The organism is Flavobacterium granuli (assembly GCF_031456055.1).
Classification (GTDB): domain Bacteria; phylum Bacteroidota; class Bacteroidia; order Flavobacteriales; family Flavobacteriaceae; genus Flavobacterium; species Flavobacterium granuli_A.
The window spans coordinates 330,347-356,521 of the sequence record NZ_JAVDTX010000001.1 but is presented as its reverse complement, the minus strand read 5'-3'; the positions used below and the strand labels follow the sequence as shown (position 1 = coordinate 356,521).

At 35.2% G+C, this 26,175-nt stretch carries 26 protein-coding genes; 7 read left to right on the top strand and 19 right to left on the bottom strand.

The window, feature by feature from the left end; all coding sequences use genetic code 11:
• Nucleotides 1-183: 183 nt before the first annotated feature.
• Nucleotides 184-1,695 carry a redoxin domain-containing protein gene (locus J2W95_RS01595; protein ID WP_310003248.1) on the top strand — a complete coding sequence of 504 codons (1,512 nt, stop codon included), beginning with the start codon at nt 184-186 and terminating at the stop codon, nt 1,693-1,695.
• A gap of 195 nt (nt 1,696-1,890) precedes the next feature.
• Here J2W95_RS01595 and J2W95_RS01590 read toward each other — a convergent pair whose 3' ends face one another.
• On the bottom strand, nt 1,891-2,700 hold the full coding sequence (locus J2W95_RS01590; RefSeq protein WP_310003246.1) for an alpha/beta hydrolase: 810 nt from the start codon (nt 2,698-2,700) through the stop codon (nt 1,891-1,893).
• Nucleotides 2,701-2,758: 58 nt separating this feature from the next.
• Between J2W95_RS01590 and J2W95_RS01585 the strand changes: the two genes are divergently transcribed.
• The gene (locus tag J2W95_RS01585; RefSeq protein ID WP_310003244.1) at nt 2,759-3,160 is read left to right on the top strand and encodes a TerB family tellurite resistance protein; all 402 of its coding nucleotides are present in this window, start codon (nt 2,759-2,761) and stop codon (nt 3,158-3,160) included.
• On the opposite strand, the gene uvrB is transcribed toward J2W95_RS01585, so the two are convergent.
• The 16 genes from uvrB to J2W95_RS01505 form a co-directional block, all read right to left on the bottom strand.
• The gene (gene uvrB, locus J2W95_RS01580) at nt 3,157-5,148 is read right to left on the bottom strand and encodes an excinuclease ABC subunit UvrB (RefSeq protein WP_310003242.1); all 1,992 of its coding nucleotides are present in this window, start codon (nt 5,146-5,148) and stop codon (nt 3,157-3,159) included. The genes J2W95_RS01585 and uvrB overlap by 4 nt on opposite strands.
• A gap of 59 nt (nt 5,149-5,207) precedes the next feature.
• Nucleotides 5,208-6,155 (bottom strand): 23S rRNA (adenine(1618)-N(6))-methyltransferase RlmF, encoded by a 948-nt coding sequence (gene rlmF, locus J2W95_RS01575; RefSeq protein ID WP_310003240.1) that lies wholly within the window; start codon nt 6,153-6,155, stop codon nt 5,208-5,210.
• A gap of 88 nt (nt 6,156-6,243) precedes the next feature.
• A complete protein-coding gene (locus tag J2W95_RS01570) occupies nt 6,244-6,906 on the bottom strand; it encodes a thiamine diphosphokinase (RefSeq protein ID WP_310003238.1) in 663 nt (220 codons plus the stop codon).
• 320 nt (nt 6,907-7,226) lie between these two features.
• Nucleotides 7,227-8,039, bottom strand: coding sequence for a DUF4249 domain-containing protein (locus J2W95_RS01565; RefSeq protein WP_310003235.1), 813 nt, complete (start codon nt 8,037-8,039; stop codon nt 7,227-7,229).
• 4 nt (nt 8,040-8,043) lie between these two features.
• Complete coding sequence (locus J2W95_RS01560; RefSeq protein WP_310003233.1) at nt 8,044-10,419, bottom strand: TonB-dependent receptor; 2,376 nt, start codon at nt 10,417-10,419, stop codon at nt 8,044-8,046.
• A gap of 222 nt (nt 10,420-10,641) precedes the next feature.
• Nucleotides 10,642-11,925 carry an MFS transporter gene (locus J2W95_RS01555; RefSeq protein WP_310003231.1) on the bottom strand — a complete coding sequence of 428 codons (1,284 nt, stop codon included), beginning with the start codon at nt 11,923-11,925 and terminating at the stop codon, nt 10,642-10,644.
• 10 nt (nt 11,926-11,935) lie between these two features.
• A complete protein-coding gene (locus tag J2W95_RS01550; RefSeq protein WP_310003229.1) occupies nt 11,936-12,163 on the bottom strand; it encodes a hypothetical protein in 228 nt (75 codons plus the stop codon).
• Between the two features lies 1 nt (nt 12,164).
• The gene (locus J2W95_RS01545; protein WP_310003227.1) at nt 12,165-12,764 is read right to left on the bottom strand and encodes a TetR/AcrR family transcriptional regulator; all 600 of its coding nucleotides are present in this window, start codon (nt 12,762-12,764) and stop codon (nt 12,165-12,167) included.
• A 191-nt stretch (nt 12,765-12,955) separates the two neighbouring features.
• A complete protein-coding gene (locus tag J2W95_RS01540; protein WP_310003225.1) occupies nt 12,956-14,119 on the bottom strand; it encodes an FAD-dependent oxidoreductase in 1,164 nt (387 codons plus the stop codon).
• Nucleotides 14,120-14,150: 31 nt separating this feature from the next.
• Complete coding sequence (locus J2W95_RS01535; protein WP_310003223.1) at nt 14,151-14,909, bottom strand: helix-turn-helix domain-containing protein; 759 nt, start codon at nt 14,907-14,909, stop codon at nt 14,151-14,153.
• A 119-nt stretch (nt 14,910-15,028) separates the two neighbouring features.
• Nucleotides 15,029-17,251: an NADP-dependent isocitrate dehydrogenase gene (locus J2W95_RS01530; protein ID WP_310003221.1), complete on the bottom strand. Its 2,223-nt coding sequence runs from the start codon at nt 17,249-17,251 to the stop codon at nt 15,029-15,031.
• A 288-nt stretch (nt 17,252-17,539) separates the two neighbouring features.
• On the bottom strand, nt 17,540-17,890 hold the full coding sequence (rplS, locus tag J2W95_RS01525; RefSeq protein WP_077370497.1) for a 50S ribosomal protein L19: 351 nt from the start codon (nt 17,888-17,890) through the stop codon (nt 17,540-17,542).
• 193 nt (nt 17,891-18,083) lie between these two features.
• The gene (locus J2W95_RS01520; RefSeq protein WP_310003218.1) at nt 18,084-18,455 is read right to left on the bottom strand and encodes a hypothetical protein; all 372 of its coding nucleotides are present in this window, start codon (nt 18,453-18,455) and stop codon (nt 18,084-18,086) included.
• Nucleotides 18,456-18,521: 66 nt separating this feature from the next.
• Nucleotides 18,522-19,199, bottom strand: coding sequence for a tRNA (guanosine(37)-N1)-methyltransferase TrmD (gene trmD / locus J2W95_RS01515; protein ID WP_100841719.1), 678 nt, complete (start codon nt 19,197-19,199; stop codon nt 18,522-18,524).
• A gap of 95 nt (nt 19,200-19,294) precedes the next feature.
• The gene (locus J2W95_RS01510; RefSeq protein WP_310003213.1) at nt 19,295-19,942 is read right to left on the bottom strand and encodes a DNA/RNA non-specific endonuclease; all 648 of its coding nucleotides are present in this window, start codon (nt 19,940-19,942) and stop codon (nt 19,295-19,297) included.
• A gap of 27 nt (nt 19,943-19,969) precedes the next feature.
• On the bottom strand, nt 19,970-20,413 hold the full coding sequence (locus tag J2W95_RS01505; protein WP_310003211.1) for a DUF1569 domain-containing protein: 444 nt from the start codon (nt 20,411-20,413) through the stop codon (nt 19,970-19,972).
• 359 nt (nt 20,414-20,772) lie between these two features.
• Here J2W95_RS01505 and J2W95_RS01500 point away from each other — a divergent pair, with 359 nt between their 5' ends.
• From J2W95_RS01500 to J2W95_RS01485, 4 genes are all read left to right on the top strand, one after another.
• Complete coding sequence (locus J2W95_RS01500) at nt 20,773-21,336, top strand: DUF4256 domain-containing protein (protein ID WP_310003209.1); 564 nt, start codon at nt 20,773-20,775, stop codon at nt 21,334-21,336.
• 49 nt (nt 21,337-21,385) lie between these two features.
• The gene (locus J2W95_RS01495) at nt 21,386-21,919 is read left to right on the top strand and encodes a GNAT family N-acetyltransferase (protein WP_310003207.1); all 534 of its coding nucleotides are present in this window, start codon (nt 21,386-21,388) and stop codon (nt 21,917-21,919) included.
• A 57-nt stretch (nt 21,920-21,976) separates the two neighbouring features.
• Nucleotides 21,977-23,146: a dipeptidase gene (locus tag J2W95_RS01490; protein WP_310003205.1), complete on the top strand. Its 1,170-nt coding sequence runs from the start codon at nt 21,977-21,979 to the stop codon at nt 23,144-23,146.
• A gap of 151 nt (nt 23,147-23,297) precedes the next feature.
• Nucleotides 23,298-24,230 (top strand): peptidylprolyl isomerase, encoded by a 933-nt coding sequence (locus tag J2W95_RS01485; protein ID WP_310003203.1) that lies wholly within the window; start codon nt 23,298-23,300, stop codon nt 24,228-24,230.
• A gap of 145 nt (nt 24,231-24,375) precedes the next feature.
• Here J2W95_RS01485 and J2W95_RS01480 read toward each other — a convergent pair whose 3' ends face one another.
• Nucleotides 24,376-24,936, bottom strand: a complete 561-nt coding sequence (locus tag J2W95_RS01480) for a thioredoxin family protein (RefSeq protein ID WP_310003201.1) — start codon at nt 24,934-24,936, stop codon at nt 24,376-24,378.
• A gap of 179 nt (nt 24,937-25,115) precedes the next feature.
• Between J2W95_RS01480 and J2W95_RS01475 the strand changes: the two genes are divergently transcribed.
• Nucleotides 25,116-25,451 carry a tRNA-binding protein gene (locus tag J2W95_RS01475; protein ID WP_310003199.1) on the top strand — a complete coding sequence of 112 codons (336 nt, stop codon included), beginning with the start codon at nt 25,116-25,118 and terminating at the stop codon, nt 25,449-25,451.
• 35 nt (nt 25,452-25,486) lie between these two features.
• Here the strand turns inward: J2W95_RS01475 and J2W95_RS01470 are convergent, their stop codons facing one another.
• On the bottom strand, nt 25,487-26,065 hold the full coding sequence (locus J2W95_RS01470; protein ID WP_310003197.1) for a YceI family protein: 579 nt from the start codon (nt 26,063-26,065) through the stop codon (nt 25,487-25,489).
• Between the last annotated feature and the right edge of the window lie 110 nt (nt 26,066-26,175).

Here is a 26,175-nt window from a genome sequence, read left to right as displayed (position 1 = left end):
TTTAAAGGGCAAAGATAAGCATTTACAAAATGAATTTGTTGCTATTGTTATCTTGTGAGTAAAAAACACTTTGTCAATTATTTGAAATTAGATTTAAATTCAATTATTTTTGGGGAACTAATGAGAATTATTCTCTGAAAAAAAGTTTAACTATTATAAAGTGTTTCAAAGATTATTTTAATTATGAAAAAAAACATACTAAGTTTCGTTTTCTTTTTTTGTTTAATGTTCGCACAAGCACAGTCGGGTCATGAAATCAAGATTAATTTAAAGAATTGTAAAGATACTGTCGCTTATCTAGCTTTTTATCAATTTGACAAGTTGTATGTTTCTGATACTTGCAAAAAAGTGGTGAACGGAAATATTGTTTTCAAGGGAAAGAAAAATTTAGACAAAGGAGTTTACTTTTTACTAAGTCAGGAAAAAGGAAATTATTTTGATTTCATTATAGACGAACAGTCGCAAAAGCAACAAATCGATTCGGATAAATCTAATTTACTTGAGAATTTGAAGGCTGTTGACTCTAAACAAAATGAAAATTTCTTCAATTACATTCGTTTTGTTACAGCCAAAAATAAAGAGTTCGATAGTTTTAAAAAATCCGTAAAAGAACAGAAAAAATCTGATTCTATATCTCTTTTAACCAAAGAATTCAAAGTCTTGAATGAGGCTATTCTTGAAAATGATTTGAATACTATTGCTCAAAACAAAGGAAATTATCTAGCTGAAATTATCAATTTGAAAACCGAAAAAATAGCCAAGGATATTCCTAAAGCTAGTAACGGAAGGCCAGATAGTATTTTTTCTTATCATTACTATAAAAAGCATTTTTGGGATGGTGTTAATTTTCAAGAAGATGCTACGTTGAGAAATCCATTTTTCTCCGAGAAAATCAAGAAATATTTTAATACCGTTGTGGTGCAACATCCTGATTCGATTTGTGTGGAGATTGATCGTATGATGTTGAAAACAAAGCAAGGAACCAAAATGAACATGCTTTTGTTGGCTTATTTTACTTCGACATATGAAATACCAAAAATTATGGGAATGGACAAGGTGTTTGTCTATATGGTGGATAATTATTTTAAAACGGGTAAAGCTAAAGGAGTTTATGATGATAGTGTCATTACACTTATCATAAACAGAGGTAATGTTTTAGCACCACTACAACTCGGTAAAACTGCTCCAGAGCTATATATGATAGACATTCCGGGTCATGATAAAATTGCCAAAATGGGTTTTGATACCGCCAAAACGAGTGAAGAAATCACCAAAATTTATTATGCTAACAAGTTAGAAATCGAAAAATCCTATGTGACTTTATCGAGCATAAAAGCAGATTATTTAGTACTCCTTTTTTGGGATGTGGACTGTGGGCATTGCCAAAAAGAAGTGCCAAAAATTCTAGAAATGTATCACGATTTTCAAAAAGAAAAGAAGGATGTCAAAGTTTTTGGGGTTTACACCCAAAATGAATTTGATAAATACAAGAAGTACATTGTTGACAATAAAATCGATTGGATTAATGTCTATGATGGAGTTCATATCAATAATCTAAAGGATAAATACGATGTCGTGACAACACCCGTGATTTATATTTTGGATAAAAATAAAGTCATCAAGGCCAAAGGAATCGGTTCCGAATCGATAAAAAGTATCATTAGCCAAATGGAAAAAGAGTATTCCAAGAAATAGTTTGGGCATGCCTCTAAGAAAATGGACCAAATCAGCATTGTGGTGATTTGGTCCATTTTTTTATGCCTATTCGCGCTACTTCGGTAGCCAGCTTCAAATGAAATTCACTGAACTCCAATTGAAATAAATGTATAGTGAAGTAATCAAATTCCTCACGTGTGTATAATCAAGATCTTTTAGAAAATAGATTCAAAATCATTTATATCCCAACCAGAGAAAAGCATCTGTAAAACCATCTCTCCATAATTTTTCATTGTGATGGCCGCCTTTTACAATTACTTTTTTGTTGAGGTGTAGGCAATAACAGCGGTTTGTGTTTAATAGTTTTTCCATGTGATTCAGGTCATTTACCATGTCATCATCATCCCCCTCAGAATCCCCACAGAGAAAGTAAATTTTGGCTTTTATTTTTTTACTGTTTGTCATATAATCATTTATGTCTTTTCGGTTTATCCAAAAAGCAGGAGAAAAAACACCCGCTTTTCCAAAGACTTCAGGATATCTTATGACAGCATAAAAAGATACTAAACCTCCCAATGAACTTCCCATAATAGTTGTGTTTTTGGCGTTTGGTTTTGTTCGGTATTTTTTGTCTATTTCTGGTTTTAGAGTATTAATTATAAACTCTAGATATTTATCAGCATTTCCACCACCATATTTTGCATTTTTATAAGGGGTCAATTCTTCTAATCGTTTTTCACCACCGTTCTCAATCCCCACCACAATTACTTGCGCGCTTAAACTGTCCAGTTTTTCATCGACATTCCATTCTCCGGCAAAGGAAGTCTTTGCATCAAATAAATTTTGAGCGTCATGCATATAAATGACAGGATATTTCTTGGTTGAAGTTTCGTAATTTTTGGGTAAGTACAACCAAATTTTTCTGCTTGTTTTCAGTTGAGGAGCTTCCATTGTAAAAGTAGAAACTTGCTTGGAAGCGGTATTTTCTTGAGCAGTTGTTTTGCTAAGAAATAGAAATATCGGGATTAGGAAAATGAACTTCAAGGTGATTTTATTTTTAGATTTAGAAAAAAAGAATATTTTAGCTAAAATAAATAATTAGATGAACACACACGTAGAAAAGATCAATTTGTTGTCTGAAATGATTGCATTTTCAGTTGTTGATGGCCGATTACATGAGCGCGAATATCAATTTGTTTGGATTGTTGCTCAAGAATTAGGGATCAGTAAAAAAGATTTTAAGGATTTATTTCATAAAGAATTGCCTAGCGGTGTTATAAAATCTGAATTTGAAAGGATTCAACAATTTTATCGTTTGGCATTATTGATGCATGTTGATGGTGTTTTACATCAAAAAGAGGAAGAAGCCATTCGTCAAATTGCCATTAATATGGGATTGAATCCAAGTGCCACAAATCGTATTCTTAAATTGATGAAAGTGTCTCCAAATACTATGATTTCTCCCGATATATTATTGGAGCATTTTCAGGAACAGCATAATTAATGGATTTTAGTTTGTAGAGCCTTAATCTCATCACGTAGTTTTGCGGCTTGCATAAAGTCCAGATCTTTTGCCGCTTTTTCCATATTTTTTCTTTTTTCGCGAATGAGTTTTTCTAAATCGGGTTTTGACATATAGGCAGTTTCTGGTTCGGCAGCTGTATTCATAATATGCCCCAATTCATACTCAACCAGTTTGTTGTTGGTAAATGCACTTTCGATTTTTTTGTTTAATGCTTGCGGAACAACATTGTTTTCTAAATTGAAATTAATTTGCTTGGTTCTTCTGTAATTGGTTTCATCAATAGTTTTTTGCATGCTATTGGTGATTTTATCAGCATACATTATGGCTTTCCCATTTAGGTTTCTTGCAGCACGGCCTATGGTTTGCGTTAGCGAACGATGGCTTCTCAAGAATCCTTCTTTATCAGCATCAAGTATGGCCACCAACGAAACTTCGGGTAAGTCCAATCCTTCTCTTAATAAGTTCACTCCAATCAACACATCAAAAATCCCTTTACGTAAATCCTGCATGATTTCAATGCGTTCCAACGTATCAACATCGGAGTGGATGTAACGACAACGAATAGATACTTTAGTGAGGTATTTGGCTAGTTCTTCGGCCATTCTTTTAGTTAGAGTTGTTACCAAGACCCTTTCGTCCAATTCACATCGCTGCTGAATTTCCTCAATCAAATCATCAATTTGGTTTAGACTCGGACGAATTTCAATTATAGGATCTAATAATCCAGTTGGTCGGATCACCTGTTCAATGTAAACGCCATCACATTTTTGTAATTCATAATCGGCTGGTGTTGCAGAAACATAGATAACTTGGTTTTGCATTGCCTCAAATTCGTCAAACTTCAATGGTCGGTTATCCATTGCGGCCGGTAGGCGGAAGCCATATTCTACTAAATTTTCTTTTCGACTTCTGTCTCCACCATACATAGCTTGTACTTGTGATAGGGTCACGTGACTTTCATCCACGACCATCAGATAATCTTTTGGGAAATAGTCCAATAAACAGAAAGGTCTCGATCCCGCTTCTCTTCCGTCGAGATAACGCGAATAGTTTTCGATTCCAGAACAATAACCCAATTCCCGAATCATCTCCAAATCAAAATTGGTGCGTTCTTCAAGTCTTTTGGCTTCAAGGTGCTTACCTATTTCTTTGAAATAATCAACCTGTTTGACCAAATCTTGTTGAATTTCCCAAATCGCACCATTCAACACATCAGGGGAGGTCACAAACATGTTGGCGGGATATATCGTGAGTTTTTCGTATCGTTCAATGACTTTGGATGTTTTTGTGTCAAAGCTCTCTATTTCTTCTATCTCATCTCCAAAAAAATGAATTCTAAAAGCATCATCGGCATAACTTGGATACACTTCAACCGTATCGCCTTTTATGCGAAAATTTCCAGGAGTAAAATCGGCTTCGGTTCTGGAATACAGACTTTGAACCAAACTTTTCAATAATTTGGTTCGAGAAATCATTTGATTTCTCTCTACGGCAATTACGTTTTTTTGAAATTCTACTGGATTTCCAATACCGTAAATACAGGAAACAGAAGCTACGACTATTATATCTCTTCGACCAGAAAGGAGGGAAGAAGTAGTGCTTAAACGCATTTTTTCGAGCTCTTCATTGATGGATAGATCCTTCTCGATGAAAACGCCTGTAACCGGCATAAAAGCTTCGGGTTGGTAGTAATCGTAATAGGATACGAAATATTCTACGGCATTATTGGGAAAAAATTGCTTGAACTCCGAATACAATTGGGCAGCCAAAGTTTTGTTGTGTGCCAAAATCAAAGTGGGACGTTGTATTTCCTGAATAACATTGGCGACAGTGAATGTTTTTCCGGAACCGGTTACCCCAAGCAAAGTTTGGAATTGTTCTCCTGCTTCTATGCCTTGAGCTAATTTTTCAATGGCTTGCGGTTGATCTCCTTTAGGCTGATATTCGGATATGACTTGGAAATTCATTGTTTAGAGTTCTATAGTACTATGTCGTAAAGATACAAAGTAAATAGCCTACTAAAAACCTAAAACTTCCAAGCTTTTTGTTGTGCATCACTCATAAAAGTCCAAGCAACGATACGACTTGTTTTTTGACCTTGAGCCATTTCTATTGTTTTATGAATAGCTGCCACATTATTCAAGGTTTTGTATATTGTATTCAAATTTGATTGTTTGGATACTAATGTTGTAAACCAAAGACATTGCATTGGATACTTAGCACTTTCGTAAATCATTTGCTTGATAAAACCCAATTCACCACCTTCACACCACAATTCGGCATTGTGACCGCCAAAATTAAGTACAGGTTTTTCTGTTTTTGGAGCATTTGGAGCCAGATTATTTACTTTTCGAATGCTGCTTTTAGTTGCTTCTTCAGATGAAGAATGAAAAGGAGGATTACAGATGGTAAATGTAAATCGATCTTCAGGGGAGATAATATTTTTAAAAATAAATCGAGAGTTTACTTGTAATTGTAAACTGATTGCCTCGGTTAGTTTTGGATTATGGCTTATGATTTTTTTGCAATTCTGAATCGCATTTTCATCAATGTCGGTACCTACGAAAGACCAACCATAAATTGAGTTTCCAAGAATGGGATAAATGCAATTGGCACCAATACCAATATCGAGACCCATAACTGTTTCCCCTTGCGGAATTACTCCATTGTTTGTGGTTGCCAATAAATCGGCGAGGTAATGAATATAATCTGCTCTACCTGGAATTGGAGGACATAGGAAATTAGCAGGAATATCCCAGTTTTGAATATCGTAATTGGTAATCAATAACGCATTATTAAGCGCTTTTACAGCATTTGGATTACTGAAGTCAATTGTTTCAATATTATGCTCATTGACAAAAACGAAATTCCCTAATTCGGGATGGTTTAGTGTCAATAGTTCAAAATTATATCCAAATCGATGAAGATTTTTCGGATGTAAAGTTGTCTTTTCGGTATTCTTTGTAGATTTCATTTTCTAAATTTCGGTGCAAAGATAGTCATTCCTTTTTTGAAATCGATATTGTACTTATTTACAACTTGTTTTGTCCCGAAAAAGTTGACTAGTCTATACATTCCATTAGCAACAAATCGCCATCAGAGTGGTTGATAGTGACTATTCCGTCATTGGCAACGGCATTGCTACTTCCTGTTCTATAACCCATGGTCAAGGTGTCGTTTTCCAATGGGTACACTAAATTTTCAGAATAGATTCCGTTTACGATTCCAATGGGTATTAGCGAAATAGGTGTGCCTGCGGTGTACCATTTTTCGAATTTAGTTGGAAGCAAAAATATTTTCGAGTGATCGTCGAGTATGACAATTTTAATCAAATTTCGGTAGCGAACAATATTCGTTAGATTCGTAATGGTGTGATCGGCTCTTCTTCCTGTAGCCCAAACGACATTTACGGCAGGAATTTTTCTTTCGATTAAATAGTCTAGAGCTTTCTCTAGATCGGTTTTGTTTTGATCTGGGGTGTGAACTATTTCTAGAGGATATTGGGAGGTTTGGTATTTTTCAGGGTCAAAGCCACGGTCAAAATCTCCTAAAAGCACATCGACTTTTATGTCTAATTCCATAACTCTTACCATTGCCGAGTCCAGTACAATTACCAGTGGTGACCATTCGAGTAGTTGCCCCAATAACTCTGGATGGCAAGCGGCCCCATTGGCAATAATTAAAGCGGGTTCTTGGTCGTCGCGAACGATATGGTGTGAAGACATTTTGAGGTTAGATTTTAAATTTCAAAAGGCAGATTTTAAAATATAGAGAATAGAATAAATAATTTTTGAATTAGATTTTTAAATTTCACCTAGATTTTTTGTAAAGGTATGAAAAATCTAAAATCTGCTTTCTAAAACCTGCCTTCTGAAATCTGTAATTTTAATCTTGTGATTAGCCCAGATGGAAATGGAAAGACCGGAACTTCAAAAACTTATTTTTTCTAGCCTTAAAAGAGCGACTAAAAGAAGCTCCTTTTAGGGTATAGAAAAATTGTTTTTTGGTGTGAGGACTTGTAATGTACAGCTGGATTAGCTCCTTATTATTTGATGATATAATTTTCTGAATCGACTTCGTTTAATGAGAAGTAGCCCAGTGCATAATTTTCGATATTGGTTTGGTTGACGATGTTGCCACGAACAGCTGCCGGTGTTGTAGCGAAAGGCCCTGAACTGCCAACTGTAGCAATTATTTTGTTCATGTAATTATAATAATTTTCGGAAATACCATAATGAGTTATGGCAATGGCAGTGCCTTGTTTTAAATCTTCGTCGCTAAAGTTCCATGATTTTTGGTTTCCGTTAGAGAATTCGTCCCCGATAGCCATAAAAGTGGGTGATTTATAAATGTCAGGAAAGAATTTTGCCATGTAGAAATTTTTGGCCAGCGGATCTTGGTAATAAACAACAACTTCATAATCCTCTCCGGAAAAACCAGCATTATTTTTTTGTGCAACAGATTCGATGGGAGTGACAGACTGCATGGTTTCGGATGCTGTATAGGTTGCGCCGTTGTAGATAATGGTTAAGGTATAGGTCTCTCCAATTATTGGATCGAAATCGATACTTTCGTACTCACCTGTATTGGGTATTTCGGTAAAAACAAAAGTGGTGTTTTGACTGTTTTTTATGGAAACTGTGGCACCAGAAACTTTTGGAATGACATTGCTGTAATAGTCTGTTGTGCTGGATAAAATGATTTTTTGTATCGACCCATCGGTTCCTTTTTGCCAATTGATTGAGGCATCGACTACCAATCTAGGAGGTGCTGTGTTCAAATCCACATTGACAACATCCTCGCAGCTTACGAAGAAAAACAGGGCTATTACTATTGTGATATATCTTGTTATGTTCATGATTTTAGAATTTGAAATTATAACTTACTGCTGGAACTATTCCAAATATTGATAGCCTTACCGCTTCGTTAGCACCAGTGATTTGGTCTTCTCGGAAGCTGATGGAAGCGGCATTTTTTCGGTTATAAATGTTGTAAACGCTAAAAACCCATTCACTTTGCCAACCTTTTCTTTTGTCTGGTTTAGGGATATAAGTGGCAGACAAGTCTAAATGATGATATAGAGGTAGAGTATTTTTGTTTCTGGAATCATAGCTAGGTATTGTGATGCCTTGATATACATATTGTCCGTTTGGATAAGTTACAGGCTGACCCGACTGTATAATAAAATTGCCACCGAACGTCCATTTTTGATTCCAAGCATAATTTGAAGTCACAGCCAAGTTGTGTAATTTGTGGTAACCAGATTTGTACCAATTACCATTGTTGATTCCTAATTCATTTGGAGTTCTGCCGGGAGTCTGTTGCTCTGAATTGGACAGTGTATATGCAATCCAACCGTTTAGTTTCCCACTGTTTTTGCGGAGCATAACTTCCAGTCCATAAGCCCTTAATTGACCGTTGAGTATAACCTGTTCGATGGCATCGTTGGCAATTAAATCGGCACCATCTATGTAGTCGATTCTGTTTTTTACTTCTTTATAAAAACCTTCAACCTCCAAGGAATACATATCATTTTTGAAATTTCTAAAGTAGCCTAGGGCAATTTGGTCAGCCATTTGGGGTTTGATGTATTGGTCGCTGGGTGTCCAAATATCCAGTGGAGTAGGTGAAGCCGTATTTGAAACCAATTGCAGGTATTGTACCATACGGTTATAGCTTGTCTTTATCGAACTGTCTTCGTTCAAAATATAAGTAGCTGAAAAACGGGGTTCCCAATTAGAAAATGAAGTGATCACATCATTATACCCATAGGTTTTGGTACCCATAGGGACTCCTTTTTCGTAAATTTTAAGTTGGTCATTGAACGTGACGGTCTGATTGTTTTCATATAAATTGATCGTAGAGGCTCCCAGTCTGTAAAACATACTGAAACGCATTCCATATAAAAACGATAATTTAGAATTGAGTTGATGTTCTGCCTCTACATAAATTGAGGGCTCATAGGCATTTTTTTTGTCTAATTGTTTTGGATTAATACTCGAATTTTCATCTATTGGCTTGATGGTACCTGGATTGAATTTGTAATAGATGGAATTAATACCGTAGTTCAATTTGATTTTGTCGTTCAAATAATATTTGAAATCGTATTTGAGGTTGAAGTTTTTTATACCTGAACGCCAGTCAAAACCTACTGCAGAAAAGGTCAGTCCATAATAATAATCACTGAAAATGGCTGATAAATTCGAGAAATGACGGTCTGAAAATAAATGATTCCATCTTAAATTAACAGTACTGTTTCCGTAAGTATTCTTGAATTCTTCGCTAATATTGAAAAAATCCCTTCCAAAATAGCCCGAAGCATAAATGCTGTTATTGTCGTTAAATTTGTAATTCAATTTGGCGTTCAGATCATAAAAGAAAGCCGAGTTTTCGTTGTCTGCCAATTGCAGGAACAAATGTGCATAAGAAGCTCTTCCCCCAATCAGGAAGGAACCTTTGTCTTGTACAATAGGTCCTTCTGCGAGCAATCTGCTAGAAATTAATCCAATTCCCCCGTTCATATGAAAGGAATTACTATTACCTTCTTTTTGATAAATATCCAAAACCGACGACGCTCTTCCTCCGTAGCGTGAAGGAATTCCACCTTTGTACAGCTTTAGGTCCTTAATGGCGTCAGGGTTGAAAACTGAGAAAAAGCCAAAAACGTGGGAGGAGTTGAATATCATTGCTTCGTCCAGTAAAATTAAATTCTGGTCAGCCCCACCACCACGAACATTAAAACCCGATTGTCCTTCTCCGGCATTTGTAACACCTGGAAGCAACAAAATGGATTTTAAAACATCAGCTTCGCCCATAACCACCGGCATTTTTTTAATAGTCGCCATAGAGAGTTTGTTGACACTCATTTCGGTGGATTTGATATTGGTGCTTTTTTTGTTGGTTGTAATCACAATTTCATCCAGCTGTTGTTCGCTAGAAGTCAGTTTAAAATTCTTTTTGGTATTTTGATCCAATCTAATTTTTTCTTCCACACTTTGGAAACCGACGTAGTCAATTTGCAATGTATAATCCCCTTTGGGCAGTGTTAACGAATAAAATCCATATTCATTTGTTGTTGCACCGGCTTTTATCTCTGGGATATAAATATTTACTCCAATCAGAGTTTCATTAGTGTTAGTGTCTGTAATAACACCACTTATCGTATGTTTCTCTTGCGAAAAGCTGACTAATGACGACAGAAGTAGTATGAATGAACAAAAAAATTTGTTTGGAATCATCGTTTTGGTTTTGAAATACAAATGTCATCAAATTAGGGTTAATTATCACGCGTAAGATTGTTAATCTATCGTTAATAACAGTTGTTTATTTTAGTTTTAGAATTGATTGGAATAATGCTTTTGTCAGGGTTATAGAGCCCAGTAATTTTTTTTATAAAATACTAGGAATTGGATATATATTCCTTGTGATTAGAAAATCGATAGAATTGGAATAGGCTATTGTTAAGATTTGGTTTGAGCTTCTAGAGAAATGGCAAATTCTTCTTTCTTTTCTTTGTTTTTTCTTTTCACCATTTTATTGACACGATACATAAGAACTATAGTCAATATTGAAATACAGACGATTATGATTCCCAAGGTGTCGTAATGTTCAAGAGGACTCATCTTGTCTTTTTGTACGACAATTGTTCCTGCAAACACAGCAGCAATACCACCGGCAATTTGTTGTAAAGACGAGTTTATGCTCATAAACGCACCTCTGTCTTGCATTTCGGGGATGGAGGTTACCAAAGCCGTTGAGGGCACCATACGTCCCATAATTCCCATCATCATAAGTATATTTGCGACAGCAACCAACACAAAAGGAGTAACGCCAAGATTGGTGTAGATGGTAACCATTATGATTGTCCATATTGTGGCACCAACGAATATTTTGTATTTGTCTATAGTGTCACTCAATTTTCCAATCAAAGGCATCACTAACAATGTAGATAAGCCAGCTATCATAAATAGCATTGGTAATTGATGTTGTGTAATGTGCAAATTGTTAATAGCGAATGCACTACCAAAAGGCATCATCATAAAACCTCCAACAGATAGCAATGCTGTAGCAGTAAACCCGATTCGGTAGTCTTTATTTGCAATAGTGTGTTTTAAGTGTTCAAAAGCTGATTTTTCTTGTCGGAGTTCAAGATGTTTTGTGATGGGTTTTAATTTAACTGCGATAAAAAACGCCACAATTCCGGCCATTCCACCCACCCATAAAAATGGAGCATGCCAACCCCAAGCATTGGCTAGATACAAACCAATTGGAATCCCTAAAATTTGACTAGCACCAAATCCCATTTGGATAAAACCCATTACACGTCCGCGTTGTTGAAGCGTGAATAAATCGGCAACAATAGCCATAGAAATCGAACCAATAACGCCTCCAAATAGTCCAGTAATGATTCTGGCCGCTACAAGCAAATAGTAGGAGTTTACAATTCCACATAAAAAGGTTCCCAAAATAAATCCAACGTAAAAAAACAACAATAGTTTTTTACGGTCAAATTTATCGGCAAAACCAGCTGTTAGCAATCCTGAAACACCCGCGCTAAAAGCGTAAGCGGAAACAACCAGGCCAAAATGAGTTGGCTTTAAACTAAGAGATTTCATTAGTATATCGCCCAAAGGAGACATTACCATAAAATCGAGTATTACTGTAAATTGAGTAATTGCGAGTATAAAAACAGCAAATTTTTGATAAGAAGTGAATGGGGTTGCCTTTGGTTTTTGTTCTTTCATTTTCTTTTGTTTATTCCAATGCTGAGCAGTTGAAGTTTTTATTGTCTAAAAGTTTTATTATTTGTTCTTCGGATAAAGTGTCGCTTACAATTCGTAAAACACGATCAATATCTTCCAAGTCTAGCGTCCATTGTTGGATTTCTGTGTTTCCATCAAGGATATTGCTTATTTTTTGTTTATCGTTTTCGGTTGCAATATTGGTTGCAAATACCAATACATTTTCTATTTGGTTTTCCATATTAAGATGTTTTAGGTGTCAATGCTTTTATCACTAATTCAAATGCTTCTTCAGTCGCTTCTTTGGTAAGTTTGAAAGGAGTTCCTCCGATACCTTTTTCTTCATTGTGAAAACGAAGTAAAGAATATAATGGTCCATAGGCAATACTCCAAAACACCTCGTTAGATAAGGGAATTAATTCTTTTTTATCAATAGAATTTTTTATAAAATCAGTCATTATGGTTTTAAAGTCGGACAGACTTTCGTTTATAATATAATCTCGATAACTGGAATGACACAAAAGTTCCCAGCAAGATGTTCTCAAAGGATATTTGATTACAAATCGTGCTCTGTTTTCCCATTGTTTACGTAATCCTTCTTTAAAAGGCATTTCAGGAGAAAAATCTTTGACCATTTCATTGAAGAAATCTTGTCCAATTTCGATTCCGATTTTTTTTATCAAATCCTCCTTATCTGTATAATAGATGTATAAAGTAGCCACCGACACGCCAGATTCTTTTGCCAATCTATTCATTCCAAAGCCTTCAATGCCCAATTTTACCAGCATTTCTATGGCTTTCTGTTTGACTATTTCTTCCTTGTTTGTATCTCTTGTTCGCATTTTTAATTTTTTGAAGAAGCAAAAATATTGATTATAAATGAATGTTCGCTTATTTATGAAAAATAATTGAATGAAAATTTTAAAAAATTAACCGCAAAGTTCGCAAAGAATTAGACTAAGCTCTAAAAGCTTTGCGTACCTAGCGTTTCCCTTTGCGCACTTTGCGGTTAAAATTTTTTTTCAAAAATGAATTATGAGAATTGTTGAAACATTTCCAATAATTTTTTTAGCCCTTCAGGAGAGTGCATAAATTCGGTATTGTCCATTGTTTCCTTTCCTTTTTTTGCAAATCTTGTGAACATTTCTTCTTCGTAATCTGCAATTGCAGATTTTAAATCTGTAAATTTTCCATTGGTTAAGCTTTCGCTTAATTGCAAAGCATCAAGCATTGCCATATTAACGCCTTCACCAGCATAAGGTGGCATCAAATGCGCAGCATCGCCAATAATTGTGATGTTTGCTTGAGCTTCCCATTTTTGATCTAAAGGCATGCAGTATAATGGTCTTGGAGTATATGTCACATTATCAAATTCGAATAATTCTAGCCAAACGCTATCCCATTTGAAGTACTCTTTTTTGAACCATTCCAAAACTTGTTTACTGTTTTTAAAGTCTATGCCACTTTCTGTAATCCAGTCGGCATTTGTTTTCCAACCAGCATAAAAATCCAAGCTTCCATCGCCTTTTGCACTTACTGATATTGTTTTTGAATCTCCAAAAGACATAATTTTTCCGCCTTTTAATAAGTTGTGGATTTTTGGAACGTTCTTTTCAGAATCAGGAATATTGCCTTCTAATACTGTAACACCTGAATAAAAAGGTTGAATTGGTGTCACGAATGGACGAATTTTAGATCTCGCTCCATCAGCTCCAATAACAATATCAGCCACAACAGTCTCGCCGTTTTCAAAAACGATTTTCCAGCTGTCGTTAATGCTTTCAAGGGAAACAATATGACTATTCCAAACTACTGTATTTGGTTGTAACGAATCCAATAAAATAGTTCTTAGCGGTCCGCGGTCAATTTCAGGTCTGAACCATTCATCTCCAAAATTACCTGTAGATTCATCATTATGGTCGTCAAAGAAAATTTCTGCATTTTCGTCTAGAATTCGAAGTCGGTCTGCGCCAGGTCTGTAATTTGCATTGAAAGCATCCATCAAACCTGCTTCTTCAAGCGCTTTCAATCCCGATTCATAATGCAGGTCAAGCGTTGCGCCCTGTGCTCTAACTTCTCTGTTGAAATCTCTTTCGTATACTTTTACATTTGCTCCTTTAAGTTGTAAAAGTCTTGCTAATGTCAATCCACCTGGACCTCCACCAATTATTGCTATTTTTTTGTCTTGTAGTAACATTGCTTTATTTGTTTAAAATTATAAGGCAAAACTACTTCTTTGGCAAAGTTGAAAATTGTAAAAATCGGTCGTTTTTGTTTTTAAATAATTCTTTTGGTGTAACACCCGAAAGTTTTTTTACTTCTTTGATGAAGTGGGCTTGATCTGTAAAGTTTTGTTCAGGAAATAAAATGCCTTCTTTGATGTGTTGCACCGAAGCTCGAAATCGCAGGATATTACAATAAGATTTCAAGGAAAGTCCAAACATTTGATTGAAATACCGATTGATTTGGCGACTGCTCCAAAACACTTTTTCGGATAATTCGACAACTGATAGCGAGCCATTTGATGAATAGATGAGGTTGAAAAGTTTTCGCTTTCTATCATCTACTTCTTGCGGTATAAGAGTTTTTATTTTGTTGGTGACTTTAATGCAAAGTGCTTCAAAATCATTTAAGTCTTCTTTGGTAATTTCCCAAAAGCTATTTGGCAATTGCTGACCATCATTCAAAATTGTTGAAATGCTGGTGCCTAGTAAATATTCAATGGCTAAAAGTTTTAAATTGACTGCGAAAATGACGGTTTTGGGAGGAAGTATCGTTTGTGTTGGTTCGCTTTCTAATCCCCTTAAAGCGGAATCGAAAGGCTCGGTGTCCGAGTAAGAAAAGAAAATATCTATTCTCCCATCTGGTATAACCATAATTTCTTTTTCGATATCCGAATGATTAGTAAGCATCCAAAACCTTTCCACAAAATCGGAAATGGATTCTTCGGCTTCAATTATTTTATGTTCAATTTCGTTGTTAAACATTCGGTTTTTGCTTTTTTGAAAAATCAATCGGAATATTTTTCAAAGATACTAAACAAGTGTAAAAAAAAAGACAACCCTTTCGAGTTGTCTTTTGAATATAAATAGAAGCCTTTTTTGAATTAAGCTAGTTTAGCTAAAATACCATTGAAAGTTCCACTTGGACGCATTGCTTTGTCTGTCAATGCTGGATTAGGTTGGTAATAACCACCAATCTCTTGAGCTTTACCTTGAGATCCTATTAATTCTCCGTTGATTTTAGATTCATTTGCAATAAACTCAGCAGAGATAGGGGTGAAGATTGCTTTCAATTCAGCGTCTTTGTCTTGTGCTGCCAAAGCTTCTGCCCAGTACATTGCCAAATAGAAGTGTGAACCACGGTTGTCAATTCCACCTAATTTACGAGTAGGCGATTTGTCAGTTGCTAAGAATTTCTCGGTAGCTAAATCCAAAGTTTCAGCTAGCACAATTGCTTTAGGATTGCGTAAAGTTTGTCCTAAATGCTCTAATGAAGCTCCTAAAGCCAAAAACTCTCCAAGTGAATCCCAACGTAAGTATCCTTCTTGAATAAATTGCTCAACGTGTTTTGGTGCCGATCCTCCTGCGCCAGTTTCAAATAAACCACCACCATTCATTAATGGAACGATAGAAAGCATTTTTGCTGAAGTTCCTACTTCCAGAATTGGGAATAAATCGGTTAAGTAATCACGTAATACGTTTCCGGTTACCGAGATAGTATCCTGTCCTTTGATGATACGCTCCAAAGTAAAGTTGGTAGCCTCAATAGGATTTAGGATTCTGATGTCTAAACCAGTTGTATCGTAATCCTTTAAATATTTCTCTACTTTTTCGATTAATTGTTTATCGTGTGCTCTGTTGTTATCCAACCAGAAAACCGCAGGAGTATTAGACAAACGGGCTCTGTTTACGGCTAGTTTTACCCAGTCTTGAATAGGAGCGTCTTTTGCTTGACACATTCTGAAAATATCGTTTGTTTCAACACTTTGCTCCATTAAAACAGTTCCGTTTGTATCGACAACGCGAACAACCCCATCAGCTTTCATTTGGAATGTTTTGTCATGAGAACCGTATTCTTCGGCTTGTTGTGCCATCAAACCTACGTTTGGTACACTTCCCATTGTAGTAGGTACAAAAGCACCGTGTTTTTTACAAAAATCGATAGTAGCAGTATAAACACCAGCATAACATCTGTCTGGGATAATTGCTACAGTATCTTGTTGTTTTCCTTCTTTGTTGAACATTTGTCCAGAAGTACGAATCATTGCAGGCATAGAAGCATCTACAATCACATCCGACGGAACGTGAAGATTGGTGATTCCTTTATCTGAATTTACCATTGCCAAAGCTGGTCCGTTTTCGATAGCTTGTGCAAGGGCAGTTTCCACTTCGGCTTGTTGAGGGTGTCCTGTAATTTTTGCATAGACATCACCTAAACCATTGCTGGTATTAATGTTTAATTCTTCAAATAAAGCAGCATATTTTTTGAATACATCAGCAAAATATACTTCAACAATAGCACCAAAAATAAGTGGGTCTGAAACTTTCATCATCGTTGCTTTCAAGTGCACAGAAAGCAATAAATTTTGTTCTTTGGCTTCTATGATCGTTTTGGCCACAAAAGATTTTAACGCATTTAGGCTTAAAACTGAAGAGTCAATGATTTCTCCTGATTTCAAAGGAGTACTTGCTTTAAGAACGGTAGCGGTTCCGTCTTTGGCAACAAATTCGATTTTTACATCTGTTTCATTAGCCAAAGTCAATGATTTTTCACTTCCGTAAAAGTCACCGCTTTCCATAGAAGCTACGTGAGTTTTTGAATCAGCGGTCCAAGCACCCATAGAGTGTGGATTTGCTTTTGCGTAATTCTTAACTGCTTTTGGAGCTCTACGATCTGAATTTCCTTCACGTAAAACTGGATTTACAGCAGATCCTAAGATTTTAGAATATTTAGCTTTAACAGCTTTCTCTTCTTCAGTTTGTGGATCTTCTGGGAAATCAGGCAAAGCATAACCGTGAGATTGCAATTCTGCAATGGCCGCTTTCAATTGTGGAATTGACGCTGATACATTCGGTAATTTTATGATGTTTGCTTCAGGAGTAGTAGCCAATTGACCTAATTCCAATAAAGCATTTTTTGTTTTTTGATCTTCCTTTAAAAATTCTGGAAAGTTTGAGATGATTCTTCCGGCAAGCGAAATGTCTCTGGTCTCAATTTCGATATCAGAAGTGGCAGTAAATGCCTGAACAATTGGTAGAAAAGAGTAGGTTGCCAATAAAGGAGCCTCATCTGTAAGTGTGTAAAAAATTTTAGCTTTTGAAGTCATTTTTTTTTATTTTTTTTAATCTAAATCACAATTAATTAAAGGCCTTATATGAAATTACAACGATTGAGATAAGGCGGGCAAAGATAAGAAATACTCTTGTAATAGGGTTTCAATTTATGTATAAAAAAATAAATTTAAATACATATTCTGTGATATTTTTTATTTAATATTTTTTAGGCCCTTTTATTCTTAAATTATGAATTTTGTTACCACAAATTTATCAAAAAAAAGTCCCAATCGCGATTTTCATCGGTTGGGACTTTTTTATCATTAAAGAAATAGCGTAAACTATCTTCTTTTGTCTCTAATCTTAGCTTTTTTACCAGTAAGTTGTCTGAAGTAGAAAATTCTAGCTCTACGTACAGCACCTTTCTTGTTGATTTCAATTTTTTGCAAAGCTGGCAAGTTTACTGGGAAGATACGCTCAACTCCAATTGCACCTGACATTTTACGAATTGTAAAAGTTTCTGTGTTAGCAGAACCTCTTCTTTGAATTACAACACCTTTAAAAAACTGTGTTCTTGTTTTTTCACCCTCTTTAATTTCGTAGTAAACTGTGATTGTGTCTCCAGCTCCGAATACAGGGAAATCTTTTCTTGTTACGAATTCGTCTTGAACGAATTTCATTAAATCTGCCATGATAATTTGTTTAATTATGGTTTAAAAAGAGCAACATTCGCGGTTTTCGCCAGAGGTTGGTCTAATGAGGGTGCAAATGTAAAAAATAATTATGAATTGTGAATTATAAATTTTAAATTATTTATTTGCTAGTTTATTTGAAAAAAGACATTGTTATTAAGAGCTATTTTTGTGATTTCTAATGCTATATAAATTAAGGAACCATTTTTGCTTGTTTTACTTTTTTTATGGTTTCTGCAATTTTCTCATCTGTTCTTGCTTTAATATCACTGTATTTGTTTATACCCAATGAAGAAGTCAACGATTTATCTCTTTTATCAAATAATTTATCAATTTCTTTATTACGATTTTCTTTTGATAAATTCTTTTCGTCCAGACCAAACAATTCCAATACTAATGTGTTATTCGCATTTCCGAAATAGGTTTTTTCATCTTCACTTAGTGCGACACCGTAAGTTTTGTTGAGTTCATTCAGCAAGGATGTTCTATTTATTCCTTGAGCAAAAGAAATAGATGAAATGAAAAAAGCAATAATTAAAATTACTTTGAAGATTATTTTTTTCATGATTTATACTTTTAAAGGTTATTAAGAAGTGAACGAATTCTTATTTTAAGTATAAATATATGAAAATTAATCGTTTAATAAGTCAGGTCTTCTGTTCTTTGTGTGTTCATATGCTGTGTCTTCCCTCCATTTGTCAATTTTAGCAAAATGACCACTTAATAAAACATCTGGAACTTTCCAGCCTTTGTAATCGGCAGGGCGGGTGTAGATGGGGCCAGAAAGTAAACCATCCTGAAAACTATCTGTCAATGCCGAAGTTTCGTCACTCAAAACCCCAGGAATCAATCGGATTAATGCATCGGATAAAACCAAAGCTCCCAATTCTCCTCCTGATAAAACATAATCTCCTATCGAAATTTCCTTAGTGATAAAATGGTCGCGAACGCGTTGATCAACACCTTTATAATGTCCACACAAAATGATAATGTTTTCATACATCGACATGGTGTTAGCCATTTTTTGGTTTAGTGTTTCGCCGTCAGGAGACATGTATATGATTTCGTCATACGATCTTTCGCTTTTCAGGTGAGTGATACAGGCATCTATGGGCTGAACGGTCATAACCATTCCAGCTCCACCGCCAAAAGGATAATCATCAACACTTTTTTGTTTATTGGTCGTATAATCTCTTAAATTATGAAAATGAACCTCCACCAGTCCTTTGTCTATGGCGCGTTTCATAATCGAAGCTTCAAAGGGACTTCTTAATAATTCAGGTAATACAGTTATAATATCAATTCTCATGTTGCTTTTTTAAGAACGGCAAAGGTACAAATAAATTTAAAGAGGTGTTTGCAGCTTTAATCATAAACATAGATCGGAAAAGGAAATATTTGTTTCTAACTAAAACTCCATTCCTTGTAGCTCAACTCTTTTTTTATTTTCTCCTCTATTTTTTCAGATAGTTTCTGGTTGAAATCAATTCCAGTAATTTGTTCAATTGCATCAATGGTTGTGGCAAAAGTATAAAGTGGCGCATCCGATTTTTCATTGGGAACCAAAAACGGAATCATTACCAAACCTTCGTCCTGTACCCGAACAACGATTTTGAAAAAATAATCAGGAACCGAGACTTCTTCCTCGCCAATAGTGACCAAATTATCGTGTAAAATACTTCCGGTCACTATAAAAAGAGCCGTGTATTTATCAGCCCAATATCGAATTTTCTGTTCCAATCGGTTCCAGATTCCAGCATTGAAAGCCTTGTTTTGAGGAGAAACATTCGAGGTGTAAAAAGTTTCCTTGTAAGCTTCCCTTGAAAACTTCATATCAGCGGCGGGAACCAGATGACCTTTGTCATAGCCAGTGTCTTTGTAGTTTCCCCAATGTGCCGAATCAGTATCAACTAATGGGTCTTGCTTAAAATATGGCCTTTCAAAATGGTGCTGATGTTGGGACTCCGCTGTCAAATAATAGGCAGCCCATTCTGCTTGTTCGTGTTCTTCAGAATACGACAGAAAGAAATGCTTATGTCGGATGATACTCATAAACGAATGTTTTTTTAATGTTTTGACCTAAATTCCAAACTGCTTCAAATGATGATCCGTATGTCTCCACATCAATTTATCCCAATCTTCATAAGTCATTTTACCCCAAAAAGGGTGGTCCATAACCTTGATGACCTGAGTGCCTTGTGCAAATTGGCTAAAATTTTCGGCAAATTCTTTTCTGCTGGATTCAAAATCGTAGAAACCTTCAAATTTTAGTTCTTTGGACGTTGGGCTGTTTTTTCCAAAGTCATTATTGAAAGCCTTGTTTTTTAACAATTTGCCCAATAGTCGCAATAGGAAATTTGTTTTAAGGACTTGTTTGCCAAACCCAATCTGAATTACTGCGTTGCAATGTTTACACATTTGGTCCACCGTCATTTTACCCCACAGCGCTTTGCTCTCAGGTGATAGCGAATTAATTCTGGCAATTATAGCTTCATTATCGACTTTGTCATATATTGAGCCCATATTTTTTGATTTAAAAGTGATAAACAAATATACGGTCAAAAGAGTATTGTCAAAAAGAATAAAGAAAATAATTATTAGGAGCAACTTCCTGCTCTTCGTTTCAAGCTTACTCGTAGCCTTGTTTTTTTCTTGGGCAAAAAAGGAGCTTCCTCAGGTCGCTCTTTTTCGCCCAGAAAAAAATGTAAGTCTCCTTCGCAAGACTTTCCACTTCGATCAGGACTAAGCTTTAGTGGAATTAAGAATTCTTAACAGTTTCTACATTAGATAAGGACTTAAAACTAAAAATAGGTTAAAGAGAAATTTAATATATTTACGAGATTTGAATCAATCTATTAGGTGTATAAATAAAAATTATAACAATGGAAACTAAAAAAGAGTTGTCTCCAGAACAACGTGATGAACTGATAGAAATATTAAAAACGCGTTTTGAGAAAAACAGAAACCGCCACATAGGTCTTGACTGGGAAAATGTACAGACTAAACTGGAAGCTAATGTTGAAAAACTATGGTCGCTGAATGAAATGGAAAGAACAGGCGGTGAACCGGATGTTGTAGGTCATGATGAAAAGACAGGCGAATACATTTTTTATGATTGTGTAGCAGAAAGTCCTAAAGGGCGTAGAAGTCTTTGTTATGATGGTGAAGCGTGGGATGCGAGGAAAGAATTCAAACCCGAAGGCACAGCAATAGATATGGCCTCCGAAATGGGTATTGAGCTTTTAACGGAGGAACAATACCGAGAGTTGCAACAGCTTGGAAAGTGTGACACCAAAACATCTAGCTGGATAATAACACCTTCGGATATTAGGAAACTCGGCGGTGCCATTTTTGCCGATTTTCGTTATAATACTGTTTTTATTTATCACAACGGTGCTTCTTCGTACTACGCTGTTAGGGGATTTCGTGGATCGTTAAGGGTTTAATTTTGTATAGACAAAAACAGTAATAAGCACTTCCTGAAAAGAAAAATACATGATAATAACGATAGATAATACGCTTAAATTAGAATTAATTACCGAAAATCATGCACAAACCATTTTTGAAATAGTTGATGCCAACAGAGCTCATTTGAGACCTTGGCTACCTTTTGTAGACAGAATGCAAACTGTAGAATTCGCGAATAATTTTGTGAAAGGCGCGATGCAACGTAACAAAGACGGAAACGAATATGCTTTTGTAATTATTGAAAATAAAAAAGTAATTGGTCGAATTGGTGTTTATAAAATTGATAACCAAAATAAAATTGGTGAAATTGGATATTGGATTATCGAAGGATTGCAAGGAAAAGGAATCGTAACCAAATCCTGTAAAGCCATTATCGATTTTTGCTTTTCGGATTTACAGTTGAACAGAATCGAAATAAAATGTGGAACTGAAAATTTCAAAAGTAAGTCTATTCCCGAAAAATTAAATTTTACAAAAGAAGGTGTGATTCGGCAAGGAGAATTGCTTTATGATACATTCATTGACTTGAATTTGTATTCGCTTTTAAAATCGGAAGTTTAATGATTTACTTTCTTTATAGTATATTGGCTTTAAAATCCCATAATTAAAATAATAACAATGAACATCAAAATTTCAATAATCAGTATTTTATTAGCTCAACAACTCATGGCGCAATCTTACGAGAAAATACATTCGGATGCCATTATGGTGGATACACACAATGATTTTCTTTCTAAAACTATTGATTATGGATATCTTTTTGATGCTGATTTAAAAGGGAAAACCCACAGCGATTTGGCAAGATTGAAACAAGGAGGTGTTGATGTACAACTTTTTTCAGTGTTTTGTGATGGTGATAAAAAAGAGCCTTATGCATTTGCTAATCGTCAAATGGATTCATTGGATGCAGTCCTAAAACGCAATCCCAATAAAATAGTAAAAGTGGCTAATAGCAGTCAATTGTACAAAGCAGTAAAACAAAATAAAATTGCAGCCATGTTTGGGATTGAAGGCGGTCACATGATAGAAAATGATTTGGATAAATTAGCTTATTTCTATCAACGCGGTGCCAGATATATGACCTTGACTTGGAATAATTCTACTCCATGGGCAACAAGTGCTTATGATGAAACTTTTAATAAAAAATTAACGCATAAAGGACTGACCGATTTTGGAAAACAAGTAGTCCAAAAAATGAACGAAATGGGAATGTTAGTGGATGTCAGTCATGTCGGAGTGCAAACTTTTGATGATGTTTTGCAAACTACTACCAAACCCGTAATTGCTTCCCATAGTTCAGTTTATGCCTTGTGCCAACATCAACGTAATCTAAATGACGAACAAATAAAAGCGATTGCTAAAAATGGTGGTGTCATTCAGGTGAATTTTTTTTCAGGATTTTTGGATAACAACTACATGAAAGGTGAAGAAGCCTTTATAGAAAAGCATTCTGCGGAAAATGATTCTCTTATAAAAACAGGAATGTCAGCAGATTTAAGTGTAGCATTTTTATTCGATAAATATAAAAGCGAGGTACAACCTTTACGTGTGCCGTTTTCTGTGCTCATAGACAATATAGAATACATTATAAAATTAGTTGGAGTTGATTATGTTGGTCTCGGATCCGATTTTGATGGTATTGAGTCGCCTCCATTACAATTAGACGATGTGACAAAATATCCACTCATTACAAAAGCATTGTTAGAAAAAGGATATAGTAAACAGGATTTGACCAAAATTTTGGGTGGTAACTTTTTAAGGGTTTTGAAAGCAAACGAGCCAAAATAAAGTATAGCTTAGAAATAAACTACAAATAGTCATAAAGTATTTGGATAATGCTAAAACTAACTTGAGTTCTATTATACCGGAATCAAATCCTCAAATTTTCTGATTATCTAATTTTATTCGTAAATTTGCACCTCAATAAAAAATAAACAAAATGGAAAACGGAATATACGCTAAATTCAACACCACTAAAGGAGCGATTTTAGTAAAATTAACACACGATTTAACACCAGGAACTGTTGGGAACTTTGTGGCTCTTGCCGAAGGAAACATGGAAAATAAAATTAAACCTCAAGGGCAAAAATTCTACGATGGTTTAAATTTTCACAGAGTAATTCCTGATTTTATGATTCAAGGAGGTTGTCCTCAAGGAACTGGTACTGGAGATCCGGGATACAAGTTTGATGATGAGTTTCACCCATCTTTGAAACATGACCGTCCAGGAGTTTTGGCAATGGCTAATTCTGGTCCTGGTTCTAATGGTTCTCAATTTTACATCACGCATGTACCAACTTCTTGGTTAGATGGGAAGCATACTGTTTTTGGTCACGTAGTTGAAGGTCAGGATGTAGTTGATGCTGTTGCTCAAGGAGATGCTTTAGAATCTGTTGAAATTGTTAGAGTAGGTGAAGAAGCTCAAAAATGGAATGCTATTGAAGCTTTTGTTGGTTTAAAAGGAGCTCGTTTGAAAAAACAAGCAGCTTTGAAAGCGGAATCAGAAGCGAAAATGGAAACATTAGCTGCTGGTTTTGAAAAAACAGAAAGTGGTTTACGTTACCAATTCATCCAAAGAGGTTCTGGTAAAAAAGCAGAAAGCGGAAAAACAGTTGCTGTTCATTATGAAGGTTCATTAGAAAGCGGTAAAGTTTTTGATTCTTCTTATCCAAGAAAAAAACCAATTGTGTTCAGATTAGGTCAAGGTCAAGTAATTGAAGGTTGGGACGAAGGTATTGCTTTATTGCAAGTTGGCGATAAAGCTCGTTTCGTTATTCCATCTGATTTAGGATATGGACCAGCAGGAGCAGGTGGTGTTATTCCTCCAAATGCTATCTTGATTTTCGACGTTGAATTGATGGACGTAAAATAGTAAGCAGAAAGCAGAAAACAGTAATCAGTGATTATTGTGATATATAGGAAATCCCAAAACTTTCGTTTTGGGATTTCTGCATTTTAGGATATGGATGTTCTTTTCGGTTTTATTTTCTTTTTTCTGTAATCTATATTCTGCCATCTTAATCAGTTTTCCACTTAATATTGCATCCAATACTAGGTTTCTGCGGTTCTATCATGACTCTATTATAGATTACACTGTCAATTGCTCCTCTTAAGTCACTGCCGCTTAAAGGAATTCCGTTTCCAGGTCGGCTGTCGTCTAACTGGCCTCGATAGACTAATTTGTCATTTGTATCAAACAGGAAAAAGTCTGGTGTGCAGGCTGCATCATAGGATTTGGCTACTTCTTGAGTTTCGTCAAATAAATAGGGAAATTCTACACTGTTTTGAAAGGCAAATTCGGTCATTAATTCTGGTGCATCCTGAGGATATTTCTCTATATCGTTACTCGAAATGGCAATTAAACCAAGTCCTTGTACACGATAATCATTGGCAATCATTACAATTTCTTTAACCACATGTATTACAAAAGGACAGTGATTGCACATGAAAATTACTAAAGTTCCTTTGGCACCTTTTAGGTCATCATAGGAATATTCAAAATTTGAGTTGGTGTCTTTTAGTCTGAATTTTGGAGCCAAAGTTCCAAGGGGAGCCATATTTGATTCAGTCCTTGCCATTTTTCTGGTTTGTTTAAAATTTTATTTTTTATTCTTAAAATTAAGAAAAAGGTTTGTTTTTAAGTGAAAAGATTAAATTTAATTGTAGAAAAGACGCTAAGTTTCTATGATATTAAGACACTAAGTTTTTTTTTAACTTAGAACCTTAGTATCTTAGTATCTCACTAACTTAAAAAAAAATGGATTTAACGTGGTCAGAATTTGAAAGAGTAGAAATGCGAGTGGGAACAATATTAGAAGTCAATGATTTTCCCGAAGCTAGAAAACCTGCATTCCAACTCACTATTGATTTTGGAAGTGTCATTGGAGTCCGTAAAACATCTGCTCAAATCACCAAAAGATATACCAAAGAAGTTCTTGTAGGAAGACAAATCGTAGCCGTAGTTAATTTTCCTAAAAAGCAAATAGGTAAGTTTATGAGTGAATGTTTGGTGTTGGGGGCAGTAGGTGAGGAAGGCGATGTAATTTTATTGGCACCCGATTTCAAAATAGAAAATGGATTGCGAATAGGTTAGTATTATGGACTGTTGTTAGGATTTTGCATTTTGGATTATTTTTTTAGTAATTCAATATTGGCATCTATTTTTACTTCATCGCTAATCAAGAAACCGCCAGTTTCTATTGCAGCATTCCATACCAAGCCAAAATCTCTACGGTTTATTTTTCCTTTCAATTTTAAACCTGCTTTTGTATTTCCCCATGGATCGACATTGCTACCGCCATATTTTATTTCCAAAATGGTTGGTTTTGTGATTTCTTTGATAGTCAGTTTACCGATTATTTCAAAAATATCATCATCCAATCTTTTAAATTTAGTGGACTGGAAAGTGATTTTTGGAAACTTTTCGGCATCGAAGAAATCAGCACTTTTTAAATGAGCATCTCTTTTTTGATCATTGGTATTAATGGAATCAACATTTGCAGTAAAAGAAAATTCCGCATTTTCAAAATCTTCTTCTGCTTCAGCTGTTCCGGTTATTTTATTAAATCTTCCTGTTAGAGTAGCAATTTCAAGATGTTTAATTTTGAATGACATCTCGGAATGTGTGGGATCTATTTCCCATTTCATATTTTCCATAATGTTGGTTTTTATGTTTGGGTTTTCTTTAATGGATGTTTGTGGTGACATTTTATTGAAGTTTAGGAAAGATTTGTAAAAAGAAACTATGGAAGTTTACGTTTTCTAGTCCTGCGCTTTGGTGCAAAGTGATAATCAGAAGAGCATAAAAAATCTTCAAA

Coding starts and splice junctions, on each gene's coding strand:
- J2W95_RS01595 (WP_310003248.1), top strand. CDS start 184: ATGAAAAAAAACATACTAAGTTTCGTTTTCTTTTTTTGTTTAATGTTC.
- J2W95_RS01585 (WP_310003244.1), top strand. CDS start 2,759: ATGAACACACACGTAGAAAAGATCAATTTGTTGTCTGAAATGATTGCA.
- uvrB (WP_310003242.1), bottom strand. CDS start 5,148: ATGAATTTCCAAGTCATATCCGAATATCAGCCTAAAGGAGATCAACCG.
- rlmF (WP_310003240.1), bottom strand. CDS start 6,155: ATGAAATCTACAAAGAATACCGAAAAGACAACTTTACATCCGAAAAAT.
- J2W95_RS01570 (WP_310003238.1), bottom strand. CDS start 6,906: ATGTCTTCACACCATATCGTTCGCGACGACCAAGAACCCGCTTTAATT.
- J2W95_RS01565 (WP_310003235.1), bottom strand. CDS start 8,039: ATGAACATAACAAGATATATCACAATAGTAATAGCCCTGTTTTTCTTC.
- J2W95_RS01560 (WP_310003233.1), bottom strand. CDS start 10,419: ATGATTCCAAACAAATTTTTTTGTTCATTCATACTACTTCTGTCGTCA.
- J2W95_RS01555 (WP_310003231.1), bottom strand. CDS start 11,925: ATGAAAGAACAAAAACCAAAGGCAACCCCATTCACTTCTTATCAAAAA.
- J2W95_RS01550 (WP_310003229.1), bottom strand. CDS start 12,163: ATGGAAAACCAAATAGAAAATGTATTGGTATTTGCAACCAATATTGCA.
- J2W95_RS01545 (WP_310003227.1), bottom strand. CDS start 12,764: ATGCGAACAAGAGATACAAACAAGGAAGAAATAGTCAAACAGAAAGCC.
- J2W95_RS01540 (WP_310003225.1), bottom strand. CDS start 14,119: ATGTTACTACAAGACAAAAAAATAGCAATAATTGGTGGAGGTCCAGGT.
- J2W95_RS01535 (WP_310003223.1), bottom strand. CDS start 14,909: ATGTTTAACAACGAAATTGAACATAAAATAATTGAAGCCGAAGAATCC.
- J2W95_RS01530 (WP_310003221.1), bottom strand. CDS start 17,251: ATGACTTCAAAAGCTAAAATTTTTTACACACTTACAGATGAGGCTCCT.
- rplS (WP_077370497.1), bottom strand. CDS start 17,890: ATGGCAGATTTAATGAAATTCGTTCAAGACGAATTCGTAACAAGAAAA.
- J2W95_RS01520 (WP_310003218.1), bottom strand. CDS start 18,455: ATGAAAAAAATAATCTTCAAAGTAATTTTAATTATTGCTTTTTTCATT.
- trmD (WP_100841719.1), bottom strand. CDS start 19,199: ATGAGAATTGATATTATAACTGTATTACCTGAATTATTAAGAAGTCCC.
- J2W95_RS01510 (WP_310003213.1), bottom strand. CDS start 19,942: ATGAGTATCATCCGACATAAGCATTTCTTTCTGTCGTATTCTGAAGAA.
- J2W95_RS01505 (WP_310003211.1), bottom strand. CDS start 20,413: ATGGGCTCAATATATGACAAAGTCGATAATGAAGCTATAATTGCCAGA.
- J2W95_RS01500 (WP_310003209.1), top strand. CDS start 20,773: ATGGAAACTAAAAAAGAGTTGTCTCCAGAACAACGTGATGAACTGATA.
- J2W95_RS01495 (WP_310003207.1), top strand. CDS start 21,386: ATGATAATAACGATAGATAATACGCTTAAATTAGAATTAATTACCGAA.
- J2W95_RS01490 (WP_310003205.1), top strand. CDS start 21,977: ATGAACATCAAAATTTCAATAATCAGTATTTTATTAGCTCAACAACTC.
- J2W95_RS01485 (WP_310003203.1), top strand. CDS start 23,298: ATGGAAAACGGAATATACGCTAAATTCAACACCACTAAAGGAGCGATT.
- J2W95_RS01480 (WP_310003201.1), bottom strand. CDS start 24,936: ATGGCAAGGACTGAATCAAATATGGCTCCCCTTGGAACTTTGGCTCCA.
- J2W95_RS01475 (WP_310003199.1), top strand. CDS start 25,116: ATGGATTTAACGTGGTCAGAATTTGAAAGAGTAGAAATGCGAGTGGGA.
- J2W95_RS01470 (WP_310003197.1), bottom strand. CDS start 26,065: ATGTCACCACAAACATCCATTAAAGAAAACCCAAACATAAAAACCAAC.